Annotated in this window: 7 protein-coding genes, 1 rRNA gene and 1 pseudogene; all 9 read right to left on the reverse strand. The window is 48.7% G+C overall.

What is annotated here, in order from left to right:
* Window positions 1-10: 10 nt before the first annotated feature.
* A complete protein-coding gene (gene ispD, locus JJQ88_RS18515; protein WP_210367521.1) occupies window positions 11-706 on the reverse strand; it encodes a 2-C-methyl-D-erythritol 4-phosphate cytidylyltransferase in 696 nt (231 codons plus the stop codon).
* A 95-nt stretch (window positions 707-801) separates the two neighbouring features.
* Window positions 802-1,884 (reverse strand): PIN/TRAM domain-containing protein, encoded by a 1,083-nt coding sequence (locus JJQ88_RS18520; RefSeq protein ID WP_210367522.1) that lies wholly within the window; start codon window positions 1,882-1,884, stop codon window positions 802-804.
* Between the two features lie 195 nt (window positions 1,885-2,079).
* Window positions 2,080-3,153, reverse strand: coding sequence for a DNA integrity scanning diadenylate cyclase DisA (disA, locus tag JJQ88_RS18525; RefSeq protein ID WP_210367523.1), 1,074 nt, complete (start codon window positions 3,151-3,153; stop codon window positions 2,080-2,082).
* Window positions 3,154-3,157: 4 nt separating this feature from the next.
* On the reverse strand, window positions 3,158-4,537 hold the full coding sequence (radA, locus tag JJQ88_RS18530; RefSeq protein WP_210367524.1) for a DNA repair protein RadA: 1,380 nt from the start codon (window positions 4,535-4,537) through the stop codon (window positions 3,158-3,160).
* 445 nt (window positions 4,538-4,982) lie between these two features.
* Window positions 4,983-7,421, reverse strand: a complete 2,439-nt coding sequence (clpC, locus tag JJQ88_RS18535; protein WP_210367525.1) for an ATP-dependent protease ATP-binding subunit ClpC — start codon at window positions 7,419-7,421, stop codon at window positions 4,983-4,985.
* A gap of 3 nt (window positions 7,422-7,424) precedes the next feature.
* Window positions 7,425-8,496: pseudogene (mcsB, locus tag JJQ88_RS18540) on the reverse strand (protein-arginine kinase McsB); the annotation flags it as partial.
* A 3-nt stretch (window positions 8,497-8,499) separates the two neighbouring features.
* Complete coding sequence (gene mcsA, locus JJQ88_RS18545; RefSeq protein WP_210367527.1) at window positions 8,500-9,048, reverse strand: protein-arginine kinase activator protein McsA; 549 nt, start codon at window positions 9,046-9,048, stop codon at window positions 8,500-8,502.
* Window positions 9,049-9,075: 27 nt separating this feature from the next.
* Entirely contained in the window at window positions 9,076-9,537 is a 462-nt protein-coding gene (locus JJQ88_RS18550; protein WP_210367528.1) for a CtsR family transcriptional regulator, read from the reverse strand.
* Window positions 9,538-10,137: 600 nt separating this feature from the next.
* Window positions 10,138-10,245: ribosomal RNA gene (rrf, locus tag JJQ88_RS18555) — 5S ribosomal RNA — on the reverse strand; the annotation flags it as partial.

Genomic DNA, 10,245 nt, shown 5'->3' on the forward strand with positions numbered 1-10,245 from the left:
CCTTTTATCATTAATGGTCCATTTTTTTCCGCTTGCGTAAAATCGCTTCGGCAAAATACAAATCTTCCGGTGTGGTCAGTTTTATATTATCATAATCACCCTCAATGATGGCGACAGGGTGCGGCAGGCGTTCAACGAGGCTTGACTCATCCGTTCCTGTGAACCGCTCTTGTGCCGCTTTTTCATGCGCTTCAAGCAGGATTGAAACACGAAAAGCCTGTGGGGTCTGGACTGCCCACAAGCTTGACCGCTCAACCGTTTCAGCAACCTGGCTGTTCACTGCTTTCTTGATTGTGTCCTTGACTGGGACAGCCACGATGGCACCGCCTTTCGCAGCCGCAGCTTCCACGAGCTTGTGGATCGTTCCAGTCGTGATGAACGGCCTTGCCGCATCATGGACAAGGATGACGCCATCATAGGATGACGCAAATCTCAGGCCATTGTACACGCTGTCCTGCCGTTCCTTCCCGCCCGTGACAAGAGCGGTTACCTTCCGGATACCATACTCCTGCAGAAGCCTTTTGTACTCGGCTTCGTCATTCGGATTGATTGCAATGATCATTCCTTCACACTGTGCATCCGCTTCGAATACCTTTAATGTGTGAATGAGGATCGGAACGCCCTCAAGCTCCAGCAAAAGCTTGTTTTTTCCTGCGCCCATCCTTTTCCCCTGTCCCGCCGCCGGGATAATGACCTGGTAAGGCATAAGAAAACTCCTATCTCTCAAATGCAAGTTAGCGGGCAGGAGAATCCTCGGCTGCCCGCTTGCCCTGTCCATCTGCAGGGTTTAGTATGGTTGCTTTACAATGCTTTTTCAAGCAGTTTTGGCTTAGCGAAAATCATCCTTCCAGCAGACGTCTGCAACACGCTCGTCACGAGGACATCGATCCGCTTGCCGATGTAATCGCGGCCTTCCTCCACGACAATCATCGTGCCGTCATCAAGATAGGCAATGCCCTGGTTATGTTCCTTGCCATCCTTGATTACCTGGATATTCAGTTCTTCGCCAGGAAGGACGACAGGCTTCACGGCATTGGCCAGGTCATTGATATTAAGCACGGCTACTTTTTGCAATTCGCAGACCTTATTCAGGTTGAAATCATTCGTCACGACCACGCCATTCGTCAGTTTCGCCAGCTTTACAAGTTTGCTGTCGACCTCCTGGATATCCTCAAAGTCTCCCTCGTAAATTTCAACCTTGATTGGGAGTTCCTTTTGGATCCGGTTGAGGATGTCCAATCCGCGGCGTCCGCGGTTGCGCTTCAGTACATCCGATGAGTCAGCTATATGTTGAAGTTCCTCAAGCACGAATTGCGGGATGACAAGCACACCTTCAAGGAAGCCAGTCTGGCAAATATCCGCGATTCTCCCGTCGATGATCACGCTTGTATCGAGAATCTTCCATTCCCTTGATTGAGATTCCTTTTCATCTTCTTCACTGCTTTTTTTCTTTTGCCTGGTGAACAATCCCAGCAGTTCATCGCGCTTCTTGAAGCCGACCTGGAAACCAAGGTATCCGAATAAAAGCGTCAAAAGTGTCGGCGCGACAGTATTCACGATTGGAACCTGGATGGCATTCAGGGCAAACCCGATCAGGAAAGCCACCAGCAAACCGAAGAACAGGCCTACACTCCCGAAAATGACATCCGTGATTGGCGCTTTGATCAACGATTCTTCAGCCCACTTCACAAAATTGGTCACATGGTCAACTGCCCAAAAAGTAAGAAGATAAAATATAAGTGCGCCCAATACGGCTGTTACATACGGATTATTGACAAGAGCCATATCGTCCATTTTGATTAATGATAATAAGTCAGGAATTAAGAAGATACCAAGCGTTCCCCCAATGATAAGGAAGCAGGCTTGAATGATACGTCTTAACATCCTATCACCTCCTTTTACTCATTATAAACAACTTCCAAAATTTGAAACCCATCCTTATACAAGATTCAAAATTATTTTCATCATGTAAAAAAAGGATTTCCACCTTATCATCCTGTTAAAAATAGGTTTTAATTTAAAAGTAGCATCGGGACATACCAGTGTCAACCAATAGCCTTTTTTCCCAATTAACAGATTTTACATTTGGCGGTCGGCCATCAGCTGTTCCCTGATCAGTTTTAGACCCTCTTTGATTTTCCGGGCCCTCACTTCCCCAATGCCTTCCACATCGTCAAGATCCTCGACAGAAGCTGAAATCATGTTGGCAAAGTTCCCGAACTTCTTTACCATGTTTTCTACGATAATCGTTGGCAGCCGGGGGATCTTATTCAGCATCCGGTAGCCTCTCGGGCGGATGGATTCCTCCATATGTACGTAACCATGGTAACCAAGAAGCTTTAGGATCATCGAATCCTCAATGACTACTTCCTTTGAATGCTCCTGGAGCCGGGCAAGTACATCCTCCGCATTGACTTCCGGATCTGAAGCGTAATCCTTGATGATCAGGAGTGCTTCTTTATCCATTTCAGTAAGTAGTTCATGCATTTGCAAGCGGATCAGCCGCCCTTCCATCCCAAGCTCGCTCAAGTAAGTCAGGAGCTCGGTCTTGATCCGTAAAACCATCTCGAAACGATGGATGACCTGCAGCAATTCATTGTAGGTAACGATATCCTCGAATTCGAGGATCCCAAGGTTGGTGATGCCTTTTTCAAGGACGACCTTGTATTTTTCAAGCGTTTGGATTGCCTGGTTCGCCTTGGTTAAAATAACGCCAATCTCCTTCAGTGCATAACGCAGGTTTCCTTGATACAGAGTAATCACATTGCGGCGTTGTGAAATGGCAATGGCAAGCGCTTTAGTCTGCTTTGCTACCCTTTCGGCCGTCCGGTGCCTCATCCCTGTTTCCGTTGAAGCCACGCCTGGATCCGGCGCCAGCTGAGCGTTGGCGAACAATATTTTGCTGCCCGTGTCATTCAGGATGATCGCACCGTCCATCTTCGCCAGTTCATACAAAAAGCTCGGGCTGAACCTGCAATTTATCTCGAATCCCCCATCTACCAGGCTTTTGACTTTCTCATTATAACCAATCACAATCAATCCGCCTGTATTGGCACGCAGGACATTATCGATCCCTTCCCTGATCGGGGTGCCTGGTGAGATGAATTGGAGGATTTCAGCCAACTCCTTTTCTTCGATGCCTTTGTTATCCAATCGTTCAACCTCCCAACGCTACTTTTAACGCCTGGCTTACAGAAGAAACACCAATCAATTCAACTCCCCGCGGAGGGGTCCATCCGCCAAGATTGTTTTCTGGCAAGATGATTCTTTCAAAGCCGAGCTTTGCCGCCTCCTGGACACGCTGTTCGATCCTTGATACTCTCCTGACCTCGCCCGTAAGGCCGACCTCGCCGATGATACAGTCCGATGCACGGGTCGGTTTATCCCTGAAGCTTGAAGCGATGCTGACCGCCACCGCCAGGTCGATCGCCGGTTCATCCAGCTTCACACCGCCAGCAACCTTCAAATAAGCGTCCTGGTTGGCCAGCAGCAAGCCGACGCGTTTCTCAAGCACGGCCATCAGCAAAGAAACCCTGTTATGGTCGATGCCTGTAGCCATCCGTCGCGGAATGCCGAAGCTTGTAGGCGAGATCAGCGCCTGGATTTCGACAAGTACCGGCCGGGTGCCTTCCATCGAGGCAACTACCGTAGAACCGGAAGCCCCCTGGGACCTTTCTTCCAGGAAGATTTCGGACGGGTTCGCGACCTCCTCAAGCCCAGCTTCCTTCATCTCGAAAATCCCCATTTCATTCGTTGAGCCGAAACGGTTTTTTACAGCACGGAGAATCCGGTACGTATGGTGCCTTTCGCCCTCGAAGTACAATACCGTATCGACCATATGCTCAAGCAGCCTGGGACCGGCTATAGAACCTTCCTTCGTCACATGCCCGACAATGAAAATCGCAATTCCCTTCGTCTTGGCAATCCGCATCAATTCGGCTGTACATTCCCTCACCTGTGATACGCTTCCCGGCGCGGAGGTGACTTCGGGGTGGAAAATGGTCTGGATGGAGTCGATGATGACAAACTCAGGCTTTGTGTTTTCAATCGTCAAACTGATTTCATGCAGGTTGGTTTCGGAATAGACGAGCAAACCCGCTGTTGTGACCCCGAGCCGATCCGCGCGGAGCTTTGTTTGCCTCATCGATTCCTCGCCTGATATATATAAAACGGAATAGTCTTTTTTCGCGAGCTGGTGGGAGACCTGGAGCAGCAGCGTCGATTTCCCGATTCCCGGATCCCCGCCAATCAATATGAGCGATCCCCTGACGACCCCGCCGCCAAGTACACGGTTCAATTCGTTCAGGTCGGTTGTGACACGCGGTTCGCTGACCGTTTCAATCGATGTTATCGGAGTCGCTTTGGCAGCGGTCGACGAGCTGTTCGAGTGTGTAAAGGCTCCCCTGCGGTTCGAACCACTGCTTTCCACTTCCTCGACCATCGTGTTCCACTGGCCGCAACCCGGACATTTCCCCATCCATTTAGGAGATTCATAGCCACATTCATGGCACATGAACTTCGTTTTTCTTTTCGCCATGTTTTATCCCCACTATTCTATCTGTAAAAAGGTTTTACATTCGTTACTTTCTATTGTATAACTTCTCATCCTTTAAAAGAAATGATTGCCATTCATCATCAGCATGTAAATTTTGCATATCGTCCACGAGGAACAAAAAGCGCAAACGCCTTATTCTCCCGGCAGCCGCCGGATGCAACCGCTTGCCGGCTAAAAGCGCCCAATCCTGTTGCAACATCGGTACTAGAGCGGCATGTTCGTCGGACGAATAAGGTTGCCGCGTCCTCCAGAAACATCGGCGCACGAGCGTCCTGTACGGCGAATGTCCGCACCGTGCAGTCATTCTTTGACTTCTTTGGGCGTCCGCTAGACACTTTAATTGGCACAGATTTTCAATGCGAAACTCATAAAGAAGGGGTACACGTATTCCCTACGTATACCCCTGTGTTGCGCTGTTGGGCAGCCCTTATGACTTTGCTGTGCCTTCCGGCGTTTTGACGACGAAGTCGCCATTTTCCACGTCTATCACGACATTCTGGCCGGTAAGCACCTTTCCTTTCAGCAATTCTTCAGAAAGCTGATCCTCGATATGCTTCTGGATTGCCCTGCGCAATGGACGGGCGCCATACTCTGGGTCATAGCCTTCCTCCGCAATTTTCTCTTTCGCGGCCTCTGTCAATTCAAGATGGATTTCCTGCTCTTCCAGACGCTTGACCAGCTGATCGGACATCAGGGTTACGATTTCCTTCAGATGCGGCTTCTCGAGTGCGTGGAAGACGATGATTTCATCAATACGGTTCAAGAATTCAGGACGGAATGCCTTTTTGAGTTCTTCCATCACTTTGCCTTTCATATCCTTGTAGTCCTGTTCCCCATCCTGGATGTTGAAGCCGACATACTTATTGCGCTTCAATGCCTCGGCGCCAACGTTTGAAGTCAGGATCAAGATTGTGTTGCGGAAATCGACTGTACGCCCTTTAGAGTCAGTCAGGCGGCCATCCTCAAGCACCTGCAGCAGGATATTGAACACATCTGGATGCGCTTTTTCGATTTCATCAAGCAGGATGACTGAATAAGGCTTTCTTCTGACTTTTTCGGTCAGCTGGCCGCCTTCATCATATCCTACATACCCTGGAGGTGAACCGACAAGGCGGGAAGTCGAATGCTTTTCCATGTATTCGGACATATCGACGCGGATCATCGCATCTTCATCTCCGAACATCGATTCTGCCAGTGCCCTCGCCAATTCGGTTTTTCCTACACCTGTCGGCCCAAGGAAAACGAATGAACCAATCGGGCGTTTCGGATCCTTCAGCCCTGCGCGCGCGCGACGCACAGCTTTGGCAACTGCCTTGACGGCTTCCTCCTGGCCGATTACACGTGAGTGAAGGATTTCTTCCAGGTTCAAAAGCTTATTCGTTTCCGTTTGGGCAAGCTTCGAAACAGGGATATTCGTCCAGCTGGAGACAACATTCGCGATATCCTCGACTGTTACTTCGCTGTTTTCCTTGCCTTGCTTTTCTTTCCATGATTTTTTCGTGTTTTCAAGCTGTTCACGAAGGCGCTGCTCTGTGTCCCTTAAGGATGCTGCTTTTTCAAACTCCTGACTTTGGACGGATGCATCCTTCTCCTTGCGAACCTCCTCAAGCTTCATTTCCAGCTCCTTAAGGTTTGGTGGAGTCGTGTAGGAGCGCAAACGAACCTTTGACCCCGCTTCATCAATCAAGTCGATCGCCTTATCCGGAAGGAAACGGTCGGAGATATAGCGGTCAGACAGTTTGACCGCGGCTTCGATTGCTTCGTCTGTGATCGAGACTCTGTGGTGTGCTTCGTAACGGTCCCTCAATCCCTTCAAAATCTGGACGGACTCCTCAGCGGTTGGCTCATCAACTGTGATTGGCTGGAAACGTCTCTCTAGCGCTGCATCTTTTTCAATATATTTGCGGTATTCATCAAGTGTCGTCGCTCCGATACACTGAAGTTCACCGCGGGCCAATGATGGCTTCAGGATATTGGAGGCATCAATGGCGCCCTCTGCTCCTCCGGCACCGATCAATGTATGCAATTCATCGATGAACAGAATGATGTTGCCGGCCTGGCGAATCTCGTCCATCACCTTTTTCAGACGGTCCTCGAATTCACCACGATATTTCGTACCGGCGACGACCGTTCCCATATCAAGCGTCATTACACGCTTATCGCGAAGGATTTCCGGTACCTCATTGTTGACAATCTGTTGGGCCAATCCTTCGGCAATCGCTGTCTTACCAACTCCAGGCTCCCCGATCAGTACCGGGTTGTTCTTGGTGCGGCGGCTCAATACTTCGATGACCCTTTGGATCTCTTTTGCACGGCCGATGACAGGATCAAGGCTTCCTTCCCTGGCAATCACTGTCAAATCCCTTGCAAGGCTGTCAAGGGTCGGTGTGTTCGCGTTAGCCGCCCCACCGCCCTGGTGGCCTGACGATTCATTGCTTCCTAGAAGCTGGAGTACCTGCTGGCGCGCTTTGTTCAAGCTCACACCAAGATTGTTCAGCACTCTTGCCGCTACGCCTTCCCCTTCACGGATCAAGCCAAGCAGGATATGTTCGGTTCCTACATATGAATGGCCTAACTTTCTCGCTTCATCCATCGAAAGCTCGATGACCTTCTTGGCCCGAGGTGTATAGTGAATCGTCTGGGATGTTTCCTGGCCCCTGCCAATGAGGTTTTCCACTTCCTTCTGGATTTTCTCTGCGCCAAGCCCTAAACCATAAAGGGCTTTCGCCGCAATGCCTTCGCCTTCACGGACGAGGCCAAGCAGAATGTGCTCTGTCCCGATATTGTTATGACCAAGCCGGATTGCCTCTTCCTGGGCGAGCGCCAATACCTTTTGTGCTCTTTCGGTAAATCGTCCAAACATCATAAGTTCATCCTCCTGACTCTTCTTTAGTTTCCATTTCCAATCTTTCTCTGATCAAGGCAGCTCTGCGGATGTCCCTCTCGTTGGGCCTGAGCGGGCCACCGGCGTACTGCTGCAAAAATCCTGGCTGTGTCAATATCATCAATTCATTCAAGATGGATTTTGATACATTTTTTATATAACCCATATCTATTCCAAGCCGAACATCCGAAAGGCATCTTGCTGCCTCCTTTGTCTCGATGATCCGGCTGTTGGCAAGGACTCCATACGAACGGAAAACTCTATCTTCTAATTGTATGTTCGAGGTTTTCGCTAATGCTTCGCGCGCAGACCTTTCCTGGGAGATGATCTGGCTGACGACACTTTTCAAATCATCAACGATGTCTTCCTCGGATTTTCCAAGGGTGATCTGGTTCGAAATTTGAAAAATATTTCCTAATGCTTCGCTTCCTTCTCCGTAAATACCTCTTACCACTAATCCAAGCTGGTTAATCGCCGGTACGATCCTGTTCATTTGCTGTGTCAGCACCAGGCCAGGCAAATGCATCATGACAGACGCCCTGAGCCCGGTACCAGTGTTTGTCGGACAGCTTGTCAAATATCCAAACTTTTCATCAAAAGCATAAGTCACATGCTCTTCCAGCCAGTCATCGATCTCATTCGCTGCCTTCAAGGCTTCCGATAGCTGAAAACCAGGGAAAAGGCATTGAATCCGTATATGGTCTTCTTCATTGATCATGATGCTGATCTCTTCGTTTCCTGATAAAAGACAGGCCCCCTGAATCGAATTCTCTGCTAGGTTCGGACTGATCAGATGCTTTTCAACAAGCACTCTCTTTTGCAACGGCGGCAGTTCATCCATTCTGATCAATTCCAGCTCCATGCCGCTGTCATTCACTCTCTCCTCGATTATCTCGATGACAGCCTGTGCATCCTCTTTTGAAAATAACGTAGGGAAGTTGTATTCACTCAGGTTGCGGGCAAATCGGATCCGGGAACTTAGGACAATATCTGAATCAGGTCCTTCCACACTCATCCATGAACTGACAGCCTGATTGATAAATTTCTCCAGTGACAAATCCTACTCCCCTCCCTCTTGCTTTGCTGACAGCTTCTTTTCGAGTTCGCGAATTTCGTCCCTCGTTTCAGCCGCTTTCTCGAACTCTTCATGCGCGATAAGATTCTGCAAGGTGAGCTTCAGGTTTTCGAGCGTCTTCCTCAAATGAAGGTCCCCGCCAATCCTTTTCGGTATTTTTCCGCTGTGCGAAAAGTTCCCGCTGTGAAGTCTCCTGAGGATTGGCGTTAACTGCTCCCTGAAGGTGTCATAGCAGCTTGCGCACCCGAAGCGTCCAACCTTAACAAATTGCGGGAACGTCATCGAGCATTGCGGACACTGAAGGACTTCCTCTGTTTTGAAGGCTGCTTTCTTTTGTTCCGGAAATGCAGGCTCCATATTAAGAAGCCCGGCAAGCAGACTGTTGATTGAAAAACCAGGGCCGTTATTCAGCATAAACATTTCGCCTTTTTCCTGTGCACATTTTTCGCACAGATGCATCTCTGATTTTTCTCCGTTTGAAAAATTTGTGAAGTGCAAAGTTGCCGGCCTCTCATTGCATTCTTGGCAGATCATGCCCTCACCTCTTTATCTGGATCTATATTATTTATATTTCAATGCCATTAACATTGCTTTCAACATCCTCGAACGCAGTTCATCACGTTGAGGAAGGTCAATATAAAGGACAGAACGGTCAAGCACGCTCAGCATGATTTTCGCCTCCCGCGCCGTCACGACATCCTCTTCAACGAGTCTGTATATGATATCTTCGGCACTGCTCTGTGAAATCCTTGTTTGGATTAAAGACAGCAAATCATCAATCAAGTGTGCGTGATCATAAGCCTGGACCTTGATGATACGGATATACCCACCGCCGCCGCGCTTGCTTTCAACAAGATAGCCGCGTTCAATCGTAAACCTTGTGTTGATGACATAGTTGATCTGGGACGGCACGCATTGAAATTTATCGGCGATTTCACTTCGCTTGATTTCAACGATGTCCCTATCGCTCATTTCCAAAACCCTCTTGAGGTAATTTTCAATGATGTCCGATATATTCCTCACTAAACCTCCCCCTATCTGACTTTGACTATATTTGACATTAATTATACAATAAAAACGAACCACCTTGCAATTAATGCATCTAGATATATTTTCTCCAATTTTATGTAGCGCAAAACCTGCAAAATAGGGGATGGTGGGTATTATACCCACTTTCTCAACAACAGAAACATGAAGCACGGGGACGGTTCTCCTGCTTCAATTTCCAGTTGTGGCTGGAAGAGGATTTCAAAATTAAAGTTTTAATCGTTAGTGGGAGAATAATCGGGCTACAGGAAATTATTGAGCATTACTGGGAAAAAAAGTGCCTAAATGGGTGTGCGGATAGATAGGCGAAACGGGAACGATTTGAAAGAGATAGTGTCCAAATGGGTTCCCAGAAAGCCTAAACGGGCACGATCCAACGCTTAGTGCCCATATGGGCGGGCGGATAGCCGAAATGGGAACGATACGAACAGGGAATTGAGGTGGCTACTGACGAAGCACTAGGGAACCATGACGGAATACTTGCTTTCTTTCATTCTCATTTTTCATTTTATCTGTTCAAGAAGCGGCTGAAAGACACAAAAAAAGAACAGCCCAGATCAGCTGTTCTTTTCGTTTGCCCGGCGGCGTCCTACTCTCACAGGGGGAGACCCCCAACTACCATCGGCGCTGAGAAGCTTAACTTCCGTGTTCGGCATGGGAACGGGTGTGGCCTTCTCGCCATCG

This window comes from Bacillus sp. REN3, from assembly GCF_017912555.1.
Taxonomy (GTDB): Bacteria; Bacillota; Bacilli; order Bacillales; family Cytobacillaceae; genus Mesobacillus.